This is a genomic window from Leyella lascolaii (assembly GCF_900079775.1).
Lineage (GTDB): Bacteria > Bacteroidota > Bacteroidia > Bacteroidales > Bacteroidaceae > Prevotella > Prevotella lascolaii.
In genome coordinates this window covers 39,512-63,861 of sequence record NZ_LT556051.1, presented here as the reverse complement: position 1 = coordinate 63,861, position 24,350 = coordinate 39,512, and the positions used below count along the sequence as shown (strand labels likewise).

Genomic DNA, 24,350 nt, shown 5'->3' with positions numbered 1-24,350 from the left:
TCTTGATGTTGCTCTCGCCTCGCGTTGCCTTTAAATAAGACAAACTTCGGCTCGGCAGTATCAAGAACGGCAAAACTGCGTTTTCCGTTCTTGCTGTTGCACTCGCCTCGCATTGCCTTTGGTATTAGAACAATGAATTTTGTAAAAACACTTAAACGTAATGTTGTTTTTTAAAAAAAAAATTATCCTACCGCCATTCTCCCGTCTCCGCAAGGCGCGCATAAACCGTCAGGACCGCCACAGCGGGGCTTGCTGTGACGGTCCTGAAGCGGTGTGTATGAGGTGCCGCGCGGCGCGTCTGCCGCCATGTGCCACCGTCAGTCGGGCACGATGTATATCTTTCCGTTCTTCTTATGATAGTTCACAGGTATGGTGTTTCTCAACGATTCCAGCACACTGTCTATGCTGTTCCTGTGTATTATCTGTCCCGAATAGGTGTGGCTGTCGTCTATGGCGTCGTCCACCACCACCCTGACTCCGTAAAGTTTCTCGAGCGTTTCGGCTATATGGCGCACGTCGGCATTATAGAAAGGTATGAGACGGTTGTGCCATACGGCGTCGAGACGCACGTCGGCGTTCCTCACGGTGATGTGTCCCGAACCGTAATCCACGAACGCCTTCTGTCCGGGAAGCAGCATTACCTTGCCCGAGGAGCAGTGTTCGGTCACCTCGACCGAGCCTTCCATGAGGCTCACCTCGGCTATGCTGCGGTCGCTGTTGACGTTGAAGTCGAACACGGTGCCCAGTACCTTCACGTCCACCGGACCACCCGACACCACGAAAGAACGGCTCCTGTCTTTCGCCACCTCGAAGTAGCCCTCGCCCTGAAGCTCCACCCGGCGTTCAGCCTTGTCGAACTTCTTAGGGTATCTGAGCGACGAGCCGGCGTTGAGCCATACCCGTGTGCTGTCGGCAAGCGTCACCTCGCGCGGCGTGCTCGCCGATGCCTTCGCCACGACATACTCCGTCACGCCCAGCCTTTCCATTCCGCCGCCAAGCAGCCACATGCCCGCGCCCATCATGACGAGAACAACCGCCGCGGCGGCATAGCGCATAAGGCGCGCCATGACCGCCCTGCGCGAACGGGCACGGTCTATCCGCGCGTGCACGCCGGAGAGTGCTTTCTCCACCTCCCTGCCCGACATGGAGAGCCCGCTCAGCCTCCGGTGCATCTCCTCAAGCCTGAACAGCTCGGCTGCATTTTCCTCAGAAGCACTGATCCAGTCCCTCACTTCCTCAAGCTCCTGGTCGGAACAGCACCCTGTCAGAAACCTCATTATCACATTCTCGTCCGGTCTTTTCATTATGATATATTCTTCTTAAATGTTCAGTAAAATATAAAGTCTCTCACTTTTATAACAACTCTATTCATAAAAACACCTAATGAAAAAGTGAAAAAATATTACTGCCGCCGTAAGACACTCGCCCAGACGCTCTCTCAGAAAGCGCAGCGCGCGGTACATGTGTGCCTCCACCGTGCGCACGGAGAGCTGCAGCTCCTCGGCTATGTCGTTGTTGTGCATGCCGTTGAGATAGCTCATCCGGAACACCTGCCGGCACTTTTCGGGCAGCATATTGATGGTGTCCTCTATCTTGCGGCGCAGTTCGGCATTCTCCATCCGGTGCAGCGGGTCGTCGTTAATGCCGCTGTAATACTCCATACGCATGTTGTTTATGTCCTCTATCGCGGCGAGACGCCCGGCATCCACGTTGCGGCGTTTCAACACATTAATCGACCTTGTGTACACGGCACGGTAGAGAAACCCTTCGATATTGTCTTCGAGGTCTATCTCGTCCATCCGTCTCCACAGTCCGGCGAACACTTCCTCCACCACGTCGTCGGCATCGCTCTCGTCGGAAAGCAGGCTGAGCGCGTAGAAATAGAGCCTGGAGTAAGTGCGGCGAAAGATGCTGTCAAACACTATGCTTTTGTTTTCACGCATGTCCACATCTCATTTTTATAATGCAAGAATTCTGCAAATATAAAAAAAAATGTATGACACCGCCAAAATGCCGGCATCTTTTTTTCCAGCCTCCGGCACTCTTCTCCAATTGCATATTTATGCGTCGCGGTGCATAAATATGCATCGCCACACGCTCATTTTGCGCGTATTTGCGGGCGAAGGCGTCTCTGCCGCCGTATACGCGAGTCTCACGCAGATGACGACAACCGCTTTATTGTCAGCCAATTACGCTACACCGACAGTCCTTACACGCCTCTCCCGCCTTACGGAAGAGCCCGTTTGGCGTCGCCGGAAAGGCTTTTCCGCACCGTCGCCGAGCCTCTTCCGTCATGCCGCGGAGGCTCTTCCGCAGCCCCGAAAGCATGCGGAACGGGCTTTTCCGCATGCCGCACGCTCTGCCGGACACCTTCCCGGAGGTCATGAAAGAGCGGAAAAGGGGCTTCCGGCGTTCTGTTTCGCGATTTTATTTTGTCAAAAACGAGTCATGCGGAAAGCGTATATTTATGCGTTTCCACCGCTCCCCGCGCATTTGCGGCGATGTGTCCGAGCCAGCCGTTCCGGAGCTACAGCCCGATGTCCGCCCTGCGGCATGAGCGCGGAAGGGCGGTGCGCGACCAATGAAACGGCACTGTCAAGGAAAGCGTTTGCCTGATGGAATCTTAAAACATGCCCATGGCAGGACAGCGGAACCATGTACGCAGCGACACCACTGTGACATGCAAATATACTAAAAAAACGCCTCTCAGAAAACATTCCGCCACATGCTTGTGCGGAAAAACAGTAATGACGGCAGGAAAAAGACACCAGTCAGACGTCTTTATTACACAATTCCGTTTTCCTCATACATTCATCTTAATTAACAACAAAATAACAACATTTACATAGTCTATGCCAAAAAACACATACATTTTCTTTGTTTTTAACTTTGATTTGTTTATCTTTGCTACCGATTCAGTTAGCCCGTAATGGGCTGGTGGGTTAATTTTGTCAGAAAAAAAGGACGTTTACGAACGCTGTCTTCTGCGTACAAACTTCGCAAACTTGCACGACAATCAGGAAGAGGCGGCAACGGAACGTCCACGACGGGTGTATTTTCACTCAATTGACACGGGCGTGAGCCCGTGTCGTGCGAGAGTAAATATATCACGACGTGGGCTAACTGCGTTGCTTATCCCTGATTAAGGCATTGCGAAGGCCGGTACGCAGGATAAGCAAGGAGTAGATTTTCCCACGTCTTTTTTGTTTCAGGCAATCTTTCTATCTCAAACTCTGATAACTTAACATATGCTGTCATGCACGGCAAAGGACAAACAACAGCCTAACTACAACAAAACATCTGAGATATGACACTGACGGACTACCATGCCACAAAAGACATCATCGACTGCGGTGACGAGCAATCCATGAGACTGCTTTTCATCACACTGAATCCTCGTCTTTGCAAATTCGCCGAAAAATTCGTGAGAGACGAAGATCTCGCAAAAGACCTCGTGCAGGACTGCTTCATGCAGATCTACGAGAAACGCGAGTCTCTTGACGGCATATCACTACATGCCATGCTGTTCACCATGGTGAGAAACCAGTGTCTGAACCACCTCAAGCACAAGACAGTGATAAAGAAATTCAAGCTCGACCTTATCAGACTGCGCAATGAAGAAAGGCTGTACAACATCAACTTCGGATGCAAAGAGGAAGTGGGACTCATCTCAGAGGAAGTGATAAACAGCATACAGACCGCCATAGACAGCCTTCCGGCGACAACCAGAATGGTTTACCGGATGTCGAGAGAAGAGAGACTTAAAAACAGGGAAATACAGGAAAAGACAGGCATGTCGGCATATCAGGTGATAAAACACATAAAAATCGCCAAGTCTGCAATAATAGAACAGCTCGCCGAGTTATAAGCGTGCGGGGGCTGGAAAAGGGTTTTATGGTGTACAACAATGTTAAATTTAGATAAAAACCACGAAAAAACGGCTGAAAATAACAAGAACAGCCTCGCTATGTTGTTATACATCCTTAATTCCGCAACACTATTATAAATTAAACTTTTTAAGTACCTGAGCAACAAAAAGTTGCTCAGGATTTTGCCATGTCGAAGAATTCACTTATCTTAGTGTTGCAAAAAATAAACAAGAAAATCCGACGATAGACATGGCAAAAATACAAATTAAATCTGAGAAACTCACTCCTTTTGGAGGAATATTTTCTATCATGGAGCAGTGCTGAATATCTATACCTGTAATAATGCTTACGCAGACATTTTTCAGACTGATTTTGGATAACGCCTACAACTTATGGGTATGATACTGCGTATTGCCTCAAGTCGCATTGTGGGGTAAGGGAATATTGAGGGTTGCAGTGGGGATTTCTACCTCAATTTATCTGCTAATTCAGTAAGAGAGGACATGTACACGCAAGAAGGACGTTGAAGGGCTTAGTTGAGGATTTGAGGATACATATAAAACTGAAAATGCAGCACGACCATCATATGAAAAAACTGGCTATACTCTACTTCGAGGGCAAGGCGACCGACGAGGAGGAGCTGAGACTGCTTGAATTCATAAAAGAATCGGCACGCAACAAAGCGGAGTTCGCGGAATGGGAGGAGGAATGGACACATTCGCACACGCCCGACGCGCGGACAGAGGCTGCGTGGGAGGAGCTGAAAGAAAAGATGAGAAGGAAGCGCGAAGAGCAGGACAGGACAGAAGGATAACGGCATACCGGATGCCATGAAAGAACAGGGCGCAGCGTCATGCATGACTTTTCATGACCGGAACGCATGCCGCCCGCACACAGACACACCACACACAGATTTCCGACATACCCGCATTCACGGGCAGACTGCACAGCTGCGTCATGCCGCACCGGCGCACGGGAGGTGACGGCGGACAAAAAACACCCGGACAGACATGGCACTATGGCTTGCCGATGTCCGCCCGGGAGCTATACGTGGCGTATGCCGGGAGCTACTTGCCGGCGTAGCGCATCTTTACAAGAACAGGATAATGGTCGGACGGCGTGCGGCGGTCGTACTTGCCGAAGCTTATCTCTCCGGGAGCGTCTTTGCCCTTGAGAGAATGGTCCTCGGAGCCTGCTCTCGGGGTCCAGTAGGCGTTTGTAAGCACGCCATAGCGGTCCACGTCGAACGAAGGAGACACAAACACGTGGTCGATGCGGCTGTCCGACTTCAGGTCGGAGTCGAATGAGTTGAACGTTCCGTTCTCTGCGAAGCGCAGACGACAGCACTCATAAGAGTCCTTAAGGATTCCCGACTTGGTGAAGATGGCGTATATCTCGTCATTCTGGTCTACATTGAAGTCGCCCGTAAGAATCACGGGAGCTCCCTTGGCTATCTCCTTTATCTTCCTTACCACAAGCTTCGCGCCCTCGCGGCGTGCCGTCACGCCCACGTGGTCCATGTGAAGATTGAAGTAATAGAACTTGAACTTCGTGTCCTTCTGCCTGAACTCGCCCCATGTGCATATGCGTATGCATGCGGCGTCCCATCCGAGCTTTGGCGTGTCGGGCGTCTCGTTGAGCCAGAAATTGCCCTTGCGCAGGAGCTTTATGCGGTCTTTCTTGTAGAAGATGGCGGAGTATTCGCCAGCCTGCTTGCCGTCGTCGCGACCCACACCTATATAGTCGTAGCCGTCGAGCGCGGCGGTGAGGTCGCCCAACTGGGCGTGAAGCACTTCCTGGGTTCCGAAGATGTCGGGGTCCTCAAAATTGATCTGGTCGCATATCACCTTACATCTCACGTTCCATACATTGCCCGCAGCGTCGTCACCGCTGTTGTGGTTGCGGATGTTGTAAGTGCCTACGAAGAGCGACTGGGCACACGCCAGTGAGGCGACTGCCATCAGCACGAGAAGAAAATAACTACGTTTCATAGTCTGATTATCATTTGTTTGTTTATAAAAAGATGTTGTCTTACTTTTCAGAACCCGTCATCTCATTGGTGAACGAGTAAGGGAAGTCAGCCTCCTGAGTGCCTCTGCTGCGGTTGGGTTCAGCCGACATGGCGCACACGATGCTGCCTCCCTTCATGATGTCAGCGTGTGTGAGATAGTTCTTTGTGTATGTCTTGCCGTTGAGGGTCATGCTGTCTATGTATCTGTTTGAGCGGCTGTTGCCCTCGGCTTTTATGGTCATGGTGTTGCCGTTCTCGAGGTGCAGCGTCACCTTATTGAAGTAAGGAGTGCCGAGCACATACTGGTTGGAGCCTGGACACACGGGATAGAAGCCCATGGCAGAGAACACATACCACGCCGATGTCTGCCCGTTGTCCTCGTCGCCGCAATATCCGTCGGGGTTGGCATTGTAGAGTTTGTCCATCACCTCACGTATCCAGTACTGCGTCTTCCATGGTTGTCCCGAGTAGGCATAGAGATAAATCATGTGCTGGATGGGCTGGTTGCCGTGGGCATACTGCCCCATGTTCATCACCTGCATCTCACGCATCTCGTGTATTATGCCCCTGCTGCTCACGTCAGGATAGACCACGAACACCGAGTCGAGCATGCTGTTGAACTTCTGTTTGCCTCCCATCAGACCGATAAGTCCCTGCGGATCGTGGAACACACACCAGCTCCAGTGCCAGCTGTCGCCCTCTGTGAAGGAGCGGCTCCATGCCGTCGGGTCGAACGGAGACTCGAAGCTGCCGTCGGCTTTCCTGCCGCGCATGAGACTGGTGGAGCTGTCGAACACGTTCTTATAGTTCATCGCGTTGGTGCGGTATTGCTTCAGTTCCTTGTCAGACTTTCCTAAAGCCTTGCCGAAACGGTATATGCACCAGTCGTCGTAGGCATATTCGAGCGTGCGGGCGACGCTCTGGCTGTGCTTGTCGCACGGCACATAGCCGAGGCTGTTGTACTCCTCGAATCCGAGACGGCCCGTAGACGACACCTTGGGATGGACGGCGTTGGCTCCGTGCTTCACCGCTTCCCAAAGCGTCTCGGCATCATATCCGCGCAGACCTTTGAGGTAAGCGTCTGCCACGACGGACGCCGAGTTGTTGCCCACCATGCAGCCCCGGTGTCCCGGACTCGCCCACTCGGGCAGGAATCCGCTCTCCTTATAGGCGTTGACGAGTCCTTCCTGCATCTTCTCGTTCATAGAGGGATACATCAGGTTGAGGAAGGGGAAGAGGCTGCGGAAGGTGTCCCAGAAGCCGGTGTCGGTGAACATGTAGCCCGGCAGCACCTTTCCGTTGTAAGGACTGTAGTGCATCACACGTCCGTCGGCGTCGGTCTCGTAGAAGCTGCGCGGGAAAAGGAGCGAGCGGTAAAGGCACGAATAGAACGTGCGGAGGTTGTCGGTGTTGTCGTCGGAGACCTCCACACGACCCAGAACCTCGTTCCACCGTGCCCTGCCCCGTGCCGACACCTCGTCGATGCCGTCGTCTCCGAGCTCCTTCAGATTGAGCAACGCCTGCTCCGGACTTATGAACGACGACGCCACACGCACGTTGACCTGCTCTCCGCGCTTCGTGCTGAAGCCCACGATGGCACCCGAATGATTGCTCGTGGAGCTGAGTGAGGAGGCGTCTATGTTGCCGTCGGTGACGGCGGCGGTATACTTGAACGGTCTGTCAAAGACAAGCACGAAGTAGTTCTTGAAGTTTTCGGGCACGCCGCCGCTGTTCTTCGTGGTGTAGCCCACAATCATGTTCTTGGACGGAATAATCTCCGCGTGCGAGCCTTTGTCGAACGCATCGAGCACGATGTATGCCTTGTCGGTCTGCGGGAATGTGAAGCGCATAGCCACGGCACGCTCCGTCGGGGCGAGCTCGGCGGTGACGTCGTGGTCGGCGAGATACACTTTATAATAATAAGGACGCGCCACCTCAGCCTTATGAGAGAACCATGAGGCGCGCTTCTCCTCGTCGAACACAGCCTCACCCGTGACAGGCATGACCGAGAACTGGCCGTAGTCGTTTATCCACGGACTGGGCTGGTGGGTCTGCTTGAAGCCCCTTATCTTGTCCGCCCAGTACACATAAGTCCATCCGTTGCCCATCTTTCCGGTCTGCGGAACCCAGAAATTCATGCCCCACGGCATGGCGATGGCAGGATAGGTGTTGCCTGTGGACAGTTCGAATTTGGACGCCGTGCCCACGAGCGTACTCACATAGTCAACCTCGTCTGCGGCTTTTGTCTGCAACATCGTGCAAAGACACAGTGCCGATAATAATAAAGCTCTTTTCATTTGTCTTCCGGTTTTATGTTATCTGTTCTGTTTTCAGCAATCGGATAAGGATTTTTCATACAGAAACCTTGCGCCCGGCGGAATTCATGCCGCCCTTCCGGACGCGGTGATATGGATGATGCAAACGGGCGGAAAATAAGTTTACTTACATTCACCCGGGTGCGGCTTAGCTGCTACAAAGATAATGCAAAAATCCGGTTCTACCCAATAAAAACGACAAATTAAACAAGGAAAAAGAATGATATGCACCATCGCGCGTCAGGCAACGGCAGAAAGGCGTAACACGATGACGCATAACACCACCGCAATCCACAACAAAGGATGTGCCGTGAAAGGGAATGCATAAATATGCAGAACAAGACATCGCGGAACGCATAAGAATATTCCATAACGCGAAAATAAGCGGTTATTTGCGTCCGGGCAGCACTTCGGGCGCAAATACGCCACTTTTGAGCACTTTCCGCATCACATTTACACACAACGATTTACGCCATTCAGCCATATAAAACCGCTGCCGTCGCACCGCGAAAGAGCCCGTATGACACTGCCGGAAAGCCCGTTTCGCCTGCCGGAAGAGCACGTACAGCATGTTGGCACAGCCTTTTCCGCAACACAGAAGAGCCTTTTCCGCATCCCGACGCGCCACATCCGGACATTCCATACCATGGTTACGGCAGCGGAAAAGCCTCTTCCGCATGCCCCCGTTTTCTATTTCGCGATTTTCCATTGTCAAAATTTTTTACTTCGGAATTGCATAAATATGCATGCAGGTATTTGACGGAGAGACAGCGGAAGGATAAACACCCGTACACAATATCGTCCCGCCACCCACCCATACCCCATACTTTCATGACACCACCACAACGGCGTCAGCCTGTAGAGACGCAAAATCTTGCGTCTCACGAGAAGGTAAGTACAAACCATACCTGCAATAATCAAATCATTATAATCGAATTCGTTGCCCGTGAGGCACAACCCATCGCAAGCCATACACATGATAATCAATCGCCAGCCAGCGCATTTCTTGCTCGTGAGACGCAAGATTTTGCGTCTCTACTTTTTGCAGGCAGCGAAATAAGACAGCAAATCATGTTGTGTTATTACAATGGCGCCAGCCTGTAGAGACGCAAAATCTTGCGTCTCACGAGAAGGTAAGTACAAACCATACCTGCAATAATCAAACAGTCATAATCATATTCCTTGTCCGTGAGGCACAACCCATTGCAAGCCATACACATGATAACCAATCGCCTGTCAGCGCAATCCTTGCTCGTGAGACGCAACCTATCGCACGCCATACGCATCATAACCATTCACCTGCAAGCGCACTTCTTGCTCGTGAGACGCAAGATTTTGCGTCTCTACTTTTGGGCGGGCAGCGGGGTAAACGAAATCATATATACTGCTGGAAAAACCGGTCTGCGGCTGGAAAAACCGTAAGCGCGATGACGGAGGCAGGCATACGGCGGTGCCGCCGACACTGCGCGGCGGAGGCTCACAGGCACAACACCGTGCCGCGGACAGCAAAACAAAAAGGAGCCGCGCCTCACGGCGCGCACTCCATCAACCTAACTAATAAAATAAAATTACTAATCTTCCACTTCAATGGACGCATCCGGATAGTCAGACTTGAACACGTCCTCGCTCTTGGTGAGCGTCGCCTCGTAGCTGTAGCGCACGTCGCGGTCGGTTATGGTGATGTCCTTATACTCATACTTCAGGTATAATGTGGTCATCATGATGAGCTTGCGCGTGTCCGACGTGTTCTCATAGAACTTGAAGTTATACGTTCCCGATATCTCCTTCAGTTCTATGGCGTCGTTCAGAGCCGTCAGCTTTATCGTTCCGTCATCGTTGAAATGCAGGTTGAGAATGAAGCTGCTGCGACCCGTTGTCGTACGGTCCACGTTTCCGGCATACAGATAGCATTCCTTTCTGGATATGGCGTAGAGCTGCTTTCCGGTAGCCTGCGTGGTGTAAGACGTGCCTATCTGCTTCATGTTTCCGTTGCCGGAATAGATGCCGGAATACTCGTTTTTCAGATTAAGGAAATAAAGAGCCTTGGTGTATTTGGACGGTCCCACAGGCTCACCCTCCGACGTCGCGATCTTGATAGGGAGCACATACTCGGCGTAGATGTTGTGCTCGCGCAGCTTGTTAAGGTCTATCTTGCACACTCCTCCGGCATTGAGACTGCCTGCGGGAATGGTGTAGACGGTCTTGTCGAAAGCATAGCAGTCTTCAGGCAGCAGCAGATAGTAAGACTCCTCGTCATACTTGTTCTTGTCGAAGTTGTAGTCGGCAAGCGTGTCCTCGTCCACGGCGAGAGTCAGACTGATGTCCTTGCTGTTGCCGGTGGTGCCGTTCACACCGAAATATACGGGCAGGTCGACGGTGTTGTCCTCGTTTATCTCCATCTCGATGTTCTCCTGCCATCCGTTGTTCATCAGGTAAGTGTACTTCGTGAACAACTCATAGTCGAGGTCGTCGCTGCACGACGCCGCTCCGAAGAGCACCGCTGCGGCAGCCACGCCTTTCATTATCTTGTTGAAATATATTCTTTTCATGATTGTCATTGTGTTAAAATGGTTACCATCCGGGGTTTTGCGTAAGGTTCACGTTGCGCTTCATCTCCTTGTCGGGGAAGGGCCACAGATACATCCTCTGTGTGAACACCTTAGGCATCGAAGCCACTACGGTGGGGCGGTAGAACTCCTGTACACGTGTCACGTCGTCGCTTATGTTGATGTTGCAACCCATAAGCGGCTGGTTCTCCTCAAGCAACGCATCCTTCCAACGGCGCAGGTCGTAGTATCTGAAACAGTTCTCGCCCACGAGTTCTATCTGTCTTTCGCGCTTGAGAGCGGTGCGGAAGAGCTCCTGGTTGGCGTATACCACATCGTCGAAGTCGGGCACTCCGGCACGCATGCGTATGGGTTTCATGGCAGAGCGCATCTCGTTGACGTCGCGCTGCACGGTCATCGTCTCCCCGTTATAGCGTTCCACGGTGTACGACTTGCCCGGAGTGAGCTCGTTGAGAGCCTCCGCATAGATGAGCAGCATCTCCGCATAGCGTATCGTGTTCTCGGTTTTGTCCATGCGGTAGCCGCCCTGCGTGAAGGCATCTTCGTCGTTGACGAACTTCTTGAAGCCTATACCCGTGAGCGGACAGTCCTCCTTGAAGCCCTGCTTGCCGTCGTTCAGGTCGCGATAGTAGAATATCTGCTTGTTGCGGTATTGTGCCTCATTCGCGCTCGCGCATACCCATATGGAGCCGCAATAGGCTATCGACGCATAGAAGCGGGGCTCCCTGTGAGCGTACTGCCACGACACGTTTGCCGGCAGGAACGGCGCGCCGCCCTCGTTGAGCGGGTTGCTCGACGTGGTGAAACCGTCTTCCTTATAATATCCCGTAGCCTCAGCCTCCTGTATGGTCTGGCCGTTGTCCATGTAGTAAGCGTCCACCTGCTTCTGCGACACGCCTATGAGGTTGGAGCCGCTTAGCGTGCGCGGCATGCAGTTTGACACCCAGTGGTTTATCTGCTCGTTGCCCCTGCTCGTGCGTGTGAAGATGAGTTCGGGGTTCTTCGAGCCTATTATCGTACCGTCGAAGATGGACTTGTAGGAGAGATAAGGGTCAACATCAGCCCATCCGTCGGGGAAGTTCTTGTCGGAGAACTCGGCGTTGTAAGGCGGACGCTCATACTCGGGGGTGTCCGGGGAAGGCTCTATGGTGTAGAGCTCGTATATTCCCAGATCCATCACTTCCTTGGCTGCGGCGGCTGCCTTAGCCCATTTGGACTCGTCATATTCCTGCGGCACGAGCTGGCGTCCGCGGTTGTCCTTCACGTTGAAGAGGTCTCTGTTGCCGTTCATGAGCGGACTTGCCACCCAGAGCAGTATTCTCGCACGCAGCGCAAGAGCCGCTCCGCGTGTGGGACGACCCATGTTGTTCACGGTGCGCACCATTGGAAGGGAGCGCGCGGCAACCACAAGGTCCTGGTCGATGAACGCCACAATCTCGTCGAGAGAGGCTCTCGGCAAAGACAGTTCCTCGTAAGACAGACTCACGTCGAGCCCGTGCTCAGGGATGAGAGGCACCGGTCCGAAGTGGCGTATGAGCGACCAGTAGGCATAGGCACGTATGAACCGCATCTGCCCTTTCATGTCGGCTTTCTCCACCTCGGTAAGTTCGCCGCATCGGTCCACATTGTCTATGAAGGTGGAAGCCTTGCGCACAGCCTCGTAAGCCTTGTAAAGAAGGTTCTCGCTGTCACCGTTGTTTGTCGTGGCACTGTAGTTTCCGTTCTGGTAGTCGCGCCCTTCATACTTCACGATGTCATCACTCATCCACCTGCGCATGCCTTCCCCTTCAGTTATATACTGTATTGGCTCGAACGCGTTAGACAGCCATCCGTCCACATACTTCCTTTTGGAGAAAGCCGAGTCGATGGAAAGCTGGTCATAGAAATACTTGTCCACGTCCAGATAATCGGCGCACGAAGAGAACATTCCGCCTGCGACAATCGGCAAAAATATATATAATAAAATCTTTTTCATGACCTTGTTGTTGTGTTATAGATTGAAACTTAGATAGAAAGAGAATGTCCGGCTGATAGGATAAGCGTTGCCGCTCTCGTTGTTTCCTTCCGGATCCCACCACTTGAACGGGCTCCATGTGAACAGGTTCTCGCCTATGAAGCCCAGGCGCAGACCTGTAAGGCGCAGATGCTGTATCCATTCTCTCGGAACGTCATAGGTTATTTCGAGGTTCTTCAGACGCAGATAGCTTCCGTCTTTCATCCAGTATGTGGATGCGCGGTTGTTGTTATTGTTGTTCGTATAGGTGAGTCGCGGCCACGGAGCGTTGGGATTCTCCGTATCGGTGGTTCCCGAGATGTCGCTCGGAATCCATCTTTCCTCCTCAACCATGCGCTGGAGTATGTTGCCCGTAGCACCGTCGTGGAATGCGTGAGGACCGTTGCCGCCCACGAAGAACGTACGCTTTCCGGCTCCCTGGAACAGAAGGTTCATACCGAAATTGCGCCATGCCGCACTGAAACCGAAACCGTATATCAGACCCGGAGTGTTGCGGTAGCCTATCGGCACAATGTCGTCCTCGGTGATGACACCGTCTCCGTTCACGTCCTTATACTTTATGTCACCGGGCAGGATGGGGAAGTTTGCCAGCGCGTCCTGCGACGGACTCGACTTGATGTCTTCCTCGTCCTTGAACAGTCCGAGCGCAATGAATCCGCGGGTCTGCCCCTGACGGAAGCCACGGCTCATCTTATACCAGAACTCGTTTGCGGCTTCATCCTGGTCGAGAATCTCCGTATTCTGATACGTCATGTTCGCTCTCAGGGTGAAATTGACCTCACCTATCTTGTGGTTGAACGCTATGTTGCCGTCAAAACCATACGATCTCATGCGTCCGACATTAGCCATCGGAGTCTGGTCGGCGAGTCCTGTGGACAGCGGCATGTTGTTTCTCCGCATGAAGATATCGTCACGGTTGTCCCTGAAGTAGTCCACTGTTCCGGTGAACATACCGTTGAATATAGACCAGTCTACGCCTATATCCCACTTCGTTGCCTTCTCCCATGTGAGGTTGGGAGTGCCGACTGTGGTCATACGGTAGCCTGTGATGTAGTTGCTTCCGAACTGTCCGAAGGCGTAACTGCCCGACGAGCCTATCTCGGAAATAAGCGAGATGTACGGGAAACGGGTGTCTCCGCCAATCTTGTCGTTACCTACCTCACCCCATGAGCCTCTTATCTTGAAGAACTCGAGCCACGGTAACGCCTTCCTTATCCACGGTTCCTCCGAGAGCACCCAGCCTGCGGAGAATGCCGGGAAGAATCCGAACTGCTTGCCTTTCTCAAAGTTCTCCGAGCCGGTATAGCCGAAGTTGAACTCGAAAAGATAGCGCGACTTGTAGGCGTAGCGCACCTGTCCGGAGTAGGCAAGGTTGCGTTTGGGTATCGAGGCGATGATGTCGCTGCCGAGGTTTGTGTCGGAATTCTCCTCCTGATAGACCATGAGAAGACCGTTCACCTGATGGTCGCGGGCGAAAAGGCGGTCATATTCCAGCTTGGCTTGCAGATAATAACGCTTCGTTCCGGTAGTCGATGAGGTCTGGGTCATGGGTTGTACGTCCTGCTCGCGTTTGAGAATGAGCTTGCCGTAACCGTCGCGGTAGTTCTGCGCACTCCACAGTTCGGGCGACTTCGAGCGCGTGATGGTGTTGTCGTTCCATGTGTCGAAGGCGAACGTACCGGAGAAAGTGAGACCCTTTGTTATGAAGTCGAGCTTCTGGTCGAGGCTCACGTTAGTCTCCATCTTGTTCTGCCAGATGGTCTTGTAACCCGTCTGCGTCATGAGAAACTCGGGAGTTTTCTTTCCGTTGACTATAGGCCACTGCCCTGTCGACCACTTTCTCGGAGTGGTGAGCGGTGTGTATTCGGAGAACGCCTTCCATATGTCAGCCGACGTGCTGCCCGGCTGCGTGCGGTTGATGAGGTAGCCTCCGATGCCGACTGAGAGCACCGTGCTGCGCGTGATGTTCATCGTTGTGTTGGCACGGTAGTTATAACGCTCATAGGTAGAGTTGGTGTTGTATTTGTTCTCCGCGCTTCTTGTGCGGTAGATACCGTCCTCATTGAAGTAGGCACCGGACACATAGTATGTCGCATTGTCACCTCCTCCGGTGAAACTGAGCTGCGCGCGATACTGCGACGCGCCGTTCTTGAGCATCAGGTCCTGCCAGTCTACGTTAGGATAAAGGTCAGGATCAAGATTGTTCTGTATGATATAAAGCTCCTCGTCGGAGTATAGCGGTGACTGATAGCGTGCGAGCCGCGCCTCGTTTGCGAGCCGCGCGTAGTCTGAAGCGTTGGCATACTCGGGCAGTTTGCCTGTCTGGTTGTAGCCGTACTGGAGCTTACCGCTGATGCGTATCTTTCCTTTCTCACCCTTCTTCGTTGTGATGAGCACCACTCCGTTGGCTCCACGGTTACCGTATACGGCTGTGGCGGACGCGTCCTTGAGCACGGAGAACGACTCGATGTCCTCTACCGGAATCTCGTTCAGACTGCGTTCGATACCGTCGACAAGCACAAGCGCGCTGGCGTTGGCGCCGAAAGTGGAGATACCGCGAATCCAGAAGTCAGACTGGTTCTCGCCCGGTTCGCCCGAGAGCTGCTGTGTTATGATACCCGGAACGACACCTCCGAGAGAGTTGGAGAGATTGCCCGAAGGGGCGTTGAGCTGCTTCACGTCAACCGTGGTGAACGCTCCGGTGACCGTTTTCTTCTTCTGCGCGCCGCTTGCGGTGACGACCACTTCGTCCACTTCCTGACTTTGCTCCTTCATTACGATGACAAGATTGTCGTAATCCTTTATGCTCACCACCGGCACTTCCTGCTTCTCGAATCCCAGATAGGTCACCTCCAGAATCTCATACTTGCCGGTTGTTATCTTGAAAGCGCCGTTCACGTCTGTCGACGAACCCAGACCCGGCTGGTTCTTCACGATGACAACGGCACCCATTATGGGTTCTCCCTTACTGTCCTGCACGACACCTTTCACGGTGACGGAAGCGTCCTGGGCAAATGCAGCCACCTGAACGACACACAGGAGCATCAGTAACAATATCTTTTTCATGAAACTTCTATTTTATTGCATTTGTAATGTTATGTTATCACTCCACGACTACCTTGCGTATGACGTGATTCTCCCTGTCGGCTACAATAATCGACTGGTCTGACAGGATGGTAAGTCCCTCGGGACGGTTGAACATCGCCACGTCGGGCAGACCGTCCTTGTAACCGCTCGTGCGCGGCATACCGGCATAGAGAGACACCTCTCCGTCGGGAGTGATTCGTCTGATACAGTGGTTGTACTTGTCAGCTACGTACAGGTTGCCGTCCTCGTCAAACTCGATGGCACTCGGCTGGTCGAACAGCGCGGACGTACCTATTCCGTTCTGATAGCCTGACGTGTCCCACTGTCCTGCCCACAGTTCGGCAGTGCCCAGAGTCTTTGTAGTGATGTCGTAAGGCATGCGGAAGATGCAGTGACGGTTTTTCACAGCCGCATACAGATACCTGCCGTCGTTGCTGAAAGCGAGCTTCAGCTCGGTGTTGGTGGCATTGTTGACACGTATGAGCCGCGTGTACGCCTCGTCAATATTGGTGTTTTCAGAATAGCGGTAGAGATAGCCGTCGCTCTGGTTGTTGAATATGATGTCGTTGTTCACAGGGTTTATGGCAATGCCGGTGCACTTGGGGTCGTTCATTCTCACCAAAGGCTTCACATCGACAAACCCGCTCGCACGCGAGATGGCTATCAGTCCCACCTTTGAGGTGCAGTTGTCGGGATTGTAGAGATGCACCATGTAGATGGTGTCCTGAGCCACATTGAACGCCGCAGCGGTGGGCGACTGGAACGGACCCGAGCTGCATTGGATGAGCGTCTCGACCAGTCCCTCGTACAGTTTGCGCAGGGCACCGTCCTTGTTTGTGCCTCGTCCCTCGTCAATCTCATATATCACGTCGTCGTTGTCGTGGAAAAGCGCCCACGGACGGCGGAATGTCGCCACGTCGTACTCGCCGTCGTCACGGCTCGCGTTGCCGTTCTGTCCGGCAAGAGTCGACACGTTGCGCTTATACTTATAGCGGAACTCCTTTGTCGAGACAAACTCCTTCACGTTGTCTCCCTTGCCCACATAGAGCTTCACAAGCCCGGTGTCGGCGCGCGCAGGAACCACCGCGTAGATGTAATCGTTTCTCACTCCGATTATCGCAGCCTTCTTGTCGTTCACCGTCACGCGCAGATAGCTCGTGTCGGTGCCGAGGTTCTGACCCTTGATAATCAACTGTGTGCCCACTCCTCCACTGTCTGGAGAGAACGAGACGAACTTGGATTCCTTGTTTGCATCAGGCGGATAGACCACTTGTCTGTCCTCCGCGATGTCGTTGTCGGCACATCCCAGAAAGGCTGTAGCGGCGACTGCAAACACTAAAGAGAATTTAAACAATCTGTTCATAATGTTCCTTAATTCCGCAACACTATTATAAATTAAACTTTTTAAGTACCTGAGCAACAAAAAGTTGCTCAGGATTTTGCCATGTCGAAGAATTCACTTATCTTAGTGTTGCAAAAAATAAACAAGAAAATCCGACGATAGACATGGCAAAAATACAAATTAAATCTGAGAAACTCACTCCTTTTGGAGGAATATTTTCTATCATGGAGNTGCTGAATATCTATACCTGTAATAATGCTTACGCAGACATTTTTCAGACTGATTTTGGATAACGCCTACAACTTATGGGTATGATACTGCGTATTGCCTCAAGTCGCATTGTGGGGTAAGGGAATATTGAGGGTTGCAGTGGGGATTTCTACCTCAATTTATCTGCTAATTCAGTAAGAGAGGACATGTACACGCAAGAAGGACGTTGAAGGGCTTAGTTGAGGATTTGAGGATGTTTAAGTTAATAAAGTTATTTAATAGTTTGGGTTATCGTTTTCGGTCTTATGCGACCTATGTCATATGTGATTGTAAGGAACAGAATATCATGCGATGTTTTTACACATGCATCTTTTCCTGTCGGGAGGGAACCGCCTGCGCCACACCGCCGTCCTACTCACTGTCAGGAAGCGGACGGAGGGATATGCGGTAGGTGCGTCCAGGCTTGGTCATGAACTCAACAGAACCGTCCGAAGATGTGGTGTGCCTCACCCTGAGTCCGTACTTTCCTCTCACCCCGCGCACCTCCATGCCGGGCAGGTAAAGCCTGCACAATCCGCCGCACTCCGACCTCACCACGACGCCGGTCAGACGTCCGCCCGTCCACTCAGCATCGAACGTGAAGCCACCGTGCGCCCGCAGTCCGCTGAAACTGCCGTCCGCCCACTCCTTGGGCAGCGCGGGAAGGAGCCACACCCCGCGCACGCTGTTCTGCAGAAGCATCTCGGCTATGGCGGCGGTGGTGCCGAAATTGCCGTCAATCTGGAACGACGGATGCGCGCAGAAGAGGTTTGAGTACATTCCTCCGGCATTGTCGTCCATGCTCACCACGGTGACATCGGTCATGTTCTGCGCCTTTTTCAGCAGACGGTAAGCGCGCTCTCCGTCATTCAGACGTGCCCAGCACGCCACCTTCCATGCCCTGCTCCAGCCCGTGGCACCGTCGCCCCGCCATGAGAGCGACACTCTCGCGGCGTCAGCCAGACGGCGGTCGGTAAGGGCGGAGATGCCCGACAGCGGATAGAGAGCCATGAGATGGGACAGATGACGGTGACGGTCGTCGGGCGTGTCGTCGGTCTCAAGCCACTCCCGCAGCTGTCCCCGGCTGCCTATGCGCAGACCGTTGTCGAGCTGTGAGAGCCTCGTCCTGAGACTGTCGGTGAAACCGCTGTCCTCGCCCAACGCCTCTGCCGCCTCAAGAGTGTTGGCGAACAGTTCGTGGACCAGCTGCTGGGCGTATGCCGGACCGTCCTCCCACGGACCGTGCTCCGGCGACCAGTCGTCGGGCGCGACGAGCTTTCCGTCCTTCATCTTAAGCCTGTCAAACCAGTAGAGACACGTCGACCTCATCACGGGCCACGCCACACGGCGCAGGTAGTCACGGTCAAGCCCGTAGGCATAATGCTGCCACAGATGTGTGCAATACCACGCATTGGCAGGCCGGTTGATGAGCCAGTCGGTGTAGCCGAACAGGTTGTTCTGCGTGCGGACAGCCCATCCGCGGCATCCCTCGCTCTCTGCCACGCGCCGCCAGGAGCCGTCCGGCTTCATGGCTTCGGTGCTCACGTAGCTGATGAAAGGCATGTGGCACTCGGCAAGGTTGGCAACCTCGGCGGGCCAGTAGTTCATCTGTATGTTTATGTTGCTGTGGTAGTCGCACTCCCATGGCGGATTGTTCACGTGGTTCCACAGTCCCTGAAGGTTTGACGGTACCGACCCTCCCCGCGACGAGCTTATCATGAGATAGCGTCCGTACTGGAAACAGAGCACGTCGAGCCAGTTGTTGTACTTATGATTGCGCAGCAGTTCGTCGGTAGTATACTGCGGCACGCTGTCAGTCAGCCGCAGAGCCACGCGCCCGAAGAGGCTCACATAGTCGTCCACATGACGCTGGCGCAGTCTGCCGTAATCCATCGCGCAGGCGCGCTCCACCCGTCCCGACACACCGGCATGCACCCCGCGCGCTCCGCCACGTGTGTATGTGGGCGACGAGAGGTCGAAATCGGTGGCGGCGGCAAGCACCACCGTCACTGCGTCGGCGCCTCTCACCATCAGCCGTCCGTCCACCCCGGCAAGCGTTCCGCCCTCTGTCCTCACCACAGCCTGAGCCTCGTAGCAGAGCAGGTCGAGCCGTCCGCTGAAGGCGAGCATGCCGTCGCCCGTCACAGCCATGCGCCCGTCTCCGTCGGTCATGCTGATGTCAAGGTTCAGACGCCCTCTGTTTCCCGGTGTGCTGAGCCTCATCACGATGACGCTGTCGGCATGGCTCGCGAAATACTCGCGCTCATATCTCACTCCGCCTATGGTGTAGCTCACCCGCCCCATGCCCTCGTCGAGCGACAGCGAGCGGCGGTAGGAGGAGCAGGTGTCGGGCGTGAGGAAATCCAAGTATATGTTGCCGAAGTTGCGGTAGGTGCCGCGCTTCTCAGGAGAACCTGCCCAGAGGCTCTTCTCGTTGAACTGTATCTGCTCGCGCGCCACGCCTCCGAAGAACATGGCTCCGAGGTCGCCGTTGCCCAAAGGCAGGGCTGACGTCATCCATTCCACGGCAGGCTCGTCATACCACAGCTCAAGAGGGACACTCCGCGGGGCATCCGCCGGCATGGCTTGGCATACCGGCAAGAGCGAGAAAAGGACATACAGAGTATGTTTCGTGATGGTTTTCATACAGTTAAGATTGTTTCCCTGATGCGGCGGGAGGTCTTTAATCCGAATCGTCCGGGGCAAACCGGGCGGACAGAAACCGTAATTCCGCAATCTCCCTATAACCGTATAACAACTTAGGAAAGGAAAAATAAAAAAATAATAGGAAAATTTTCGTAAAATAAGTAAATGTTTGTAAAACACAGGAAAGATATATATCATATACAGACAGACAGTATATCAACTCATAAAATAAGACATATCGGAGCATATCAAAAAGCATACCGTGAATGCGGCAGTGTGCTAACGGATGTTAAACATTTAACATATCGTTTCGCGCAATCTACGCATCAGATGTGCCGCCACGCACTCTCTGCAAGCCGGAAACAGCACGTACGCGACATGAAACCGGCGGTGTCACGACACGGAAAAGGCTCTTCCACACCGCAGAACGGGCTTTACAGCACCGCCATAGAGCCTTTATCACACAACGGAAGAGGCTCTTCCGCAGTCCCGAAAAGCCTTTTCCGCAAGTCGGGAGATGCTGTTCCGGAAACCTGAGACATGAAAACCGCTGTATGTCAGAGAGATAGGGAAAAGGCTGAAAAAGCGCGTATTTCCGGCAGAAAGGCGTCCGCACGGAAATAAGAGAATTTCAGGCGCACGGGAAAGGATGTTTTTTAACATTCAAGAATAATAAAAACGGTTTTTCGGGAGGATACGGCATAAAGAAGCGTGACGGACGGAATGCATACCGGAAAAGCGCGCGGTGGGATATATCCGTAGCGGAACGGGCGGCACAGCCTATCCGTCTGACACACCTGCAAAGCGGACACAGCCTGACACGAAAGGACAATACACGAATAAAGCCGGCACATCCGCGTGCCGGCTTCATTAAAAAGAAATCTGGATAAACATGCCGTTCTGCCTCACGGCATACGGCAATGAGTGTGCTGTGTCATCTCACCAACTTCTTGCCGCCCACGATGTAGACACCGCGCGGCAGCGTGCCGAGTCCGGAGGAGGCGTCGTATGTGCCCACTCTCACGCCCGACAGGTTGTACACGGGCTGTCCGTCGAGAGCCTCGCTCTCCACCGCACTGATGGACGTCGACACGTTTCCGCCCACTGTGAGCACGCTCACGGCTGCGGCTTCGTCGCTGTTAGCCACCATGACGGCGCGGAACGGACTCGTCTGCGAGCTGCCCTCCACGCGGCGGAACGACGTGCCGTCAGGAGAGAGGACGTAGGCTCCGTCGGCAGATGCGGCTGTGGTGGTGCCCGCGAAACTGTAGTCCGTGCTGTAGGTAGACATGCGCTCTACAGGTTCTATCACGGCGTCTGTGGCGGCGAACACGAGTTTCTTGCCGCTCAGGTCATAACCGGTGCCGCCCTCATTGCCTGCGAACGACACTATGTAGGGACGGTTGGCGAGTATCTCCTGAGCATATCCGAAGTACATAACCGAGCCTTCAGCCGCGCTGAACTCCTTCACCACGAGGCTCTTGCCCTTGTCTGTGGCGGATGTGAACCATTCCACCGGCTGTCCGTCAGCCTCGACGGTCTGCGGCGTGAAAGGCAGTGCGAGCGTGCTCCACGGAGCGTCCGCCGCCGTGGCTGGCACATCTGCGGTGTAGCTCACGGTGGCTGCCGTGAACGCCTTCGGCGCGAGGAAGTCGAGTCCGTCGGCAATGACGATGTTCTCCGCCGCCGGTCCTATCACCACATTGTTCAGTCCACGGTTCTTGAGGATGCTGAGAACGCGCGCGTTGACGGTTGCCCCGTCGGCGAAATAGAGTACGGTGTTGGTGTTCACCTTGTCGGAGAGAGAGAACGACACGGGCGTCTGTCCGGGGAAGGAAACGGCTGTCATGCTCTCGTCTACGACGAATCCGGCACGGTTGGCTACCCCGTGCATCACTCCGTCAGGCGTCCAGTAGAGTATGCCCTCATTGAAGGTGAAGTCGCCGAGGTTTGCGCTCGCACCGCCGTTGCTGTCGGCATGGAAGTTGTAACGGCTTCCGTAGTTGAGGTCGGGGAACTCGTATACGAGCGTGGTGTCGCGTCCCGGGTCGAGGTCAATGTCCTGACGGCTCGACGAACGCTTCCAGTAGTAGCCTCCCTCGACCTCCCACGGCGAAGCCTCTATGTAGCTCTGGTATGGGCGGTCGCCGTTGTTGGTCACCTTGACCTGTAGCCGCATGCAGTTGCCGTATATCCTGTCGCCGTCGCGTTCGCTCAGTGAGCTCATCACGATGGACAGTTCCGGCACGTAAGCCTCGTCCACCCGCTTGGTCACAGTGTAGAATACGTCGGCGGTCTCCTTTGATGTCGAGAGTGCGAACTCGTGCTCTCCGGCTGTTGTCGGGGTGTACTTGAAGTAGTAGTCGTCGGTGCTGCTGCCCGGAATCACGATGCAGTTGCCCGACACCCACTTCCCGTCCACGAGCAGATATGTGTCGCGGTAGTACTCCTCTGTGTCGTTGTTGGTGATGTTGGCTTTCACTTTAAGCTCCGTGCCCGCACCACCCGAGCCGATGAGGTCGAGCGAGTTGACGGTCAGGTCTACCGCCGGATAGACTGTGAGCGACAGGTTGGTGGTGCCGGATATCACAGCCTTGATGTATGCCTTGTTGAAGTTGTCGTCCTCGTTCCACTCTGTGGTGCCGGCGAGGCGGCTGCGTCCCTTTATGAAATAGGTTCCGTCAGCGAGTCCCGGACCGAATGTCACTCCGCATGAGCGTGTGGGCCACCATGTGCCGGGCGTGATGTTGAAGTTGCGCTCCGTGCCTATCTCTTCCTTGACGATGTTGCCCTGCTCGTCGTAGAGCGTGAAGGCGGTGTCGAAGTTGTAGCTGTTAGAGAGGTTGGTACCCGCTCCATACTGTACGGTGAAGCGGAAATAGCCGTTTGCGGAGTTGCGTGTGTACTCGGTCTGGGGCACCCTCAGGTTGGAGAGACTTATGCGCACGGTCTCCTCCGGCTCCTGTTGTCCGGGCTCGCCGGGCTGGAGTCCCACTACGATGCCTTGTCCCATGGAGTATCCGTCAGAGCTTGTGCTTCCGCCAATGCCCTGCTGGTCGGGGAACATCACGGTGAGAAGGAAGTATCCGTCGCACATTCCGCCCCAGCCCCAGTTCATGTGGAAGCATCCGTTGCCGTCATATCCGTCGCACACCCATTCGTGTCCGCCGGTGCGGGTGGATGTGTCGCCGTTCATGAGGACGGGCCGTCCGGCTGCCAGCTCGGAGTAGATGAGGTCTTCCCAAGCCTGATAGGTGTAGCGGTCATGGCTCGTGTAGTACATGTTCTTGTCGTATCCGTAATAGTTCTTCAGCGCGTTCACGGTGTTGACGGAGGCTGCGCCCGACGACGGTCCGTAGCCCATCTGCACCGAACGTCCCACGTAGTGCATCAGCTCGGCTACCGCCTGCTTGCTCTCCTCAGACGAGGAGGCGTCGTAGGTGTCGGTCATCGAGTCCCAGTCGAAGGTGACCGAGGGCAGCGCGGGATAGTTTACGGTGGTGTTGTTCCAGCCTGATGTGTATCCCGGGATTTCTGTCGTGGGCTCCTGCGGCCACCGCCAGAAATACATTATCTGCGCCATTGCCGTAGCCACACAGCCTGTCGCGCTGAGCGTGGGCACGCCGTTGTTGTCGTAGGTGGGGCACTGCAGGTTGTAGGGATCGCCCTGGTTCCAACGGCTCGGTACGAGTGTGGGGATGAAGTTCTTGGTGATTGTCTTGCCGCTGCTTGCCGCACGGTGGGGTGCGGAGGCAGGCATGGCGCGGTCTTCCTCCACAGCCGTGATGACCGAAGAGAGGCGTGTGAGCCACTCCTTGAGCGGGTCGGGCGCGCCGTTGAGACTGAACGCGCCGTTGTCGGAATAGCCGAGGATGGGCTGTGTGCGGTCGCTTGCCGACACCATGACGAATCCTGAGCCTGTGCCTACGTTGAACACATAGAACGCGGGGTCTGCGACGACCTCGGTGAGACGGCGGCTGTCGGGACTTGCCGGAGCCTTGCGCGCGCCGCTGCTCTCACGCTGCTGTATGAACGAGAGGGCGCTCTTCCTTGCCTGCTCGCGCGACACCGGACCGGCACTCAGCAGAAGCGGACAGAGAAGGAGCAAGGATAAAAGAAGTGATTGTTTTCTCATAATGAAGTGTTTGTTTCTTGTTGTTATGTCCACCGTATGTGTACGGTTTTCTGAAAATGCCGCCACCGGCATATGGCTTTCGCCATGAGCGGCAGCGGCATCATAAAGTATCGTT

At 54.1% G+C, this 24,350-nt stretch carries 14 protein-coding genes; 3 read left to right on the top strand and 11 right to left on the bottom strand.

What is annotated here, in order from left to right; genetic code table 11:
* Nucleotides 1-317: 317 nt before the first annotated feature.
* Together BN4609_RS15165 and BN4609_RS15160 are read right to left on the bottom strand one after the other, a co-directional pair.
* Entirely contained in the window at nucleotides 318-1,304 is a 987-nt protein-coding gene (locus BN4609_RS15165; RefSeq protein ID WP_068857337.1) for a FecR family protein, read from the bottom strand.
* A gap of 60 nt (nucleotides 1,305-1,364) precedes the next feature.
* Nucleotides 1,365-1,943, bottom strand: coding sequence for an RNA polymerase sigma-70 factor (locus tag BN4609_RS15160; protein ID WP_068857336.1), 579 nt, complete (start codon nucleotides 1,941-1,943; stop codon nucleotides 1,365-1,367).
* Nucleotides 1,944-3,307: 1,364 nt separating this feature from the next.
* Between BN4609_RS15160 and BN4609_RS15150 the strand changes: the two genes are divergently transcribed.
* Together BN4609_RS15150 and BN4609_RS15145 are read left to right on the top strand one after the other, a co-directional pair.
* Nucleotides 3,308-3,868, top strand: a complete 561-nt coding sequence (locus tag BN4609_RS15150) for a sigma-70 family RNA polymerase sigma factor (RefSeq protein ID WP_068857334.1) — start codon at nucleotides 3,308-3,310, stop codon at nucleotides 3,866-3,868.
* A 587-nt stretch (nucleotides 3,869-4,455) separates the two neighbouring features.
* Nucleotides 4,456-4,683 (top strand): hypothetical protein, encoded by a 228-nt coding sequence (locus BN4609_RS15145; protein WP_164071712.1) that lies wholly within the window; start codon nucleotides 4,456-4,458, stop codon nucleotides 4,681-4,683.
* A gap of 253 nt (nucleotides 4,684-4,936) precedes the next feature.
* Here BN4609_RS15145 and BN4609_RS15135 read toward each other — a convergent pair whose 3' ends face one another.
* The 8 genes from BN4609_RS15135 to BN4609_RS15100 all read right to left on the bottom strand — a co-directional run bounded on the left by BN4609_RS15135 (nucleotide 4,937) and on the right by BN4609_RS15100 (nucleotide 20,100).
* Nucleotides 4,937-5,860 (bottom strand): endonuclease/exonuclease/phosphatase family protein, encoded by a 924-nt coding sequence (locus BN4609_RS15135; RefSeq protein WP_068857331.1) that lies wholly within the window; start codon nucleotides 5,858-5,860, stop codon nucleotides 4,937-4,939.
* Nucleotides 5,861-5,900: 40 nt separating this feature from the next.
* On the bottom strand, nucleotides 5,901-8,177 hold the full coding sequence (locus BN4609_RS15130; protein ID WP_068857330.1) for a GH92 family glycosyl hydrolase: 2,277 nt from the start codon (nucleotides 8,175-8,177) through the stop codon (nucleotides 5,901-5,903).
* Between the two features lie 406 nt (nucleotides 8,178-8,583).
* Nucleotides 8,584-8,904, bottom strand: coding sequence for a hypothetical protein (locus BN4609_RS15125; protein ID WP_068857329.1), 321 nt, complete (start codon nucleotides 8,902-8,904; stop codon nucleotides 8,584-8,586).
* A gap of 862 nt (nucleotides 8,905-9,766) precedes the next feature.
* On the bottom strand, nucleotides 9,767-10,744 hold the full coding sequence (locus BN4609_RS15120) for a BT_3987 domain-containing protein (RefSeq protein WP_068857328.1): 978 nt from the start codon (nucleotides 10,742-10,744) through the stop codon (nucleotides 9,767-9,769).
* A 22-nt stretch (nucleotides 10,745-10,766) separates the two neighbouring features.
* Nucleotides 10,767-12,737, bottom strand: a complete 1,971-nt coding sequence (locus BN4609_RS15115; protein WP_068857327.1) for a RagB/SusD family nutrient uptake outer membrane protein — start codon at nucleotides 12,735-12,737, stop codon at nucleotides 10,767-10,769.
* A gap of 15 nt (nucleotides 12,738-12,752) precedes the next feature.
* Nucleotides 12,753-15,842: a SusC/RagA family TonB-linked outer membrane protein gene (locus tag BN4609_RS15110; RefSeq protein WP_068857326.1), complete on the bottom strand. Its 3,090-nt coding sequence runs from the start codon at nucleotides 15,840-15,842 to the stop codon at nucleotides 12,753-12,755.
* A 37-nt stretch (nucleotides 15,843-15,879) separates the two neighbouring features.
* Nucleotides 15,880-17,226, bottom strand: a complete 1,347-nt coding sequence (locus BN4609_RS15105) for an IPT/TIG domain-containing protein (protein ID WP_068857325.1) — start codon at nucleotides 17,224-17,226, stop codon at nucleotides 15,880-15,882.
* A 600-nt stretch (nucleotides 17,227-17,826) separates the two neighbouring features.
* A complete protein-coding gene (locus BN4609_RS15100; protein WP_068857324.1) occupies nucleotides 17,827-20,100 on the bottom strand; it encodes a glycoside hydrolase family 95 protein in 2,274 nt (757 codons plus the stop codon).
* Nucleotides 20,101-20,478: 378 nt separating this feature from the next.
* Here BN4609_RS15100 and BN4609_RS16675 point away from each other — a divergent pair, with 378 nt between their 5' ends.
* Nucleotides 20,479-20,637 carry a hypothetical protein gene (locus BN4609_RS16675; RefSeq protein WP_164071711.1) on the top strand — a complete coding sequence of 53 codons (159 nt, stop codon included), beginning with the start codon at nucleotides 20,479-20,481 and terminating at the stop codon, nucleotides 20,635-20,637.
* A 397-nt stretch (nucleotides 20,638-21,034) separates the two neighbouring features.
* Here BN4609_RS16675 and BN4609_RS15090 read toward each other — a convergent pair whose 3' ends face one another.
* Nucleotides 21,035-24,235 carry a C10 family peptidase gene (locus BN4609_RS15090; RefSeq protein WP_068857372.1) on the bottom strand — a complete coding sequence of 1,067 codons (3,201 nt, stop codon included), beginning with the start codon at nucleotides 24,233-24,235 and terminating at the stop codon, nucleotides 21,035-21,037.
* Between the last annotated feature and the right edge of the window lie 115 nt (nucleotides 24,236-24,350).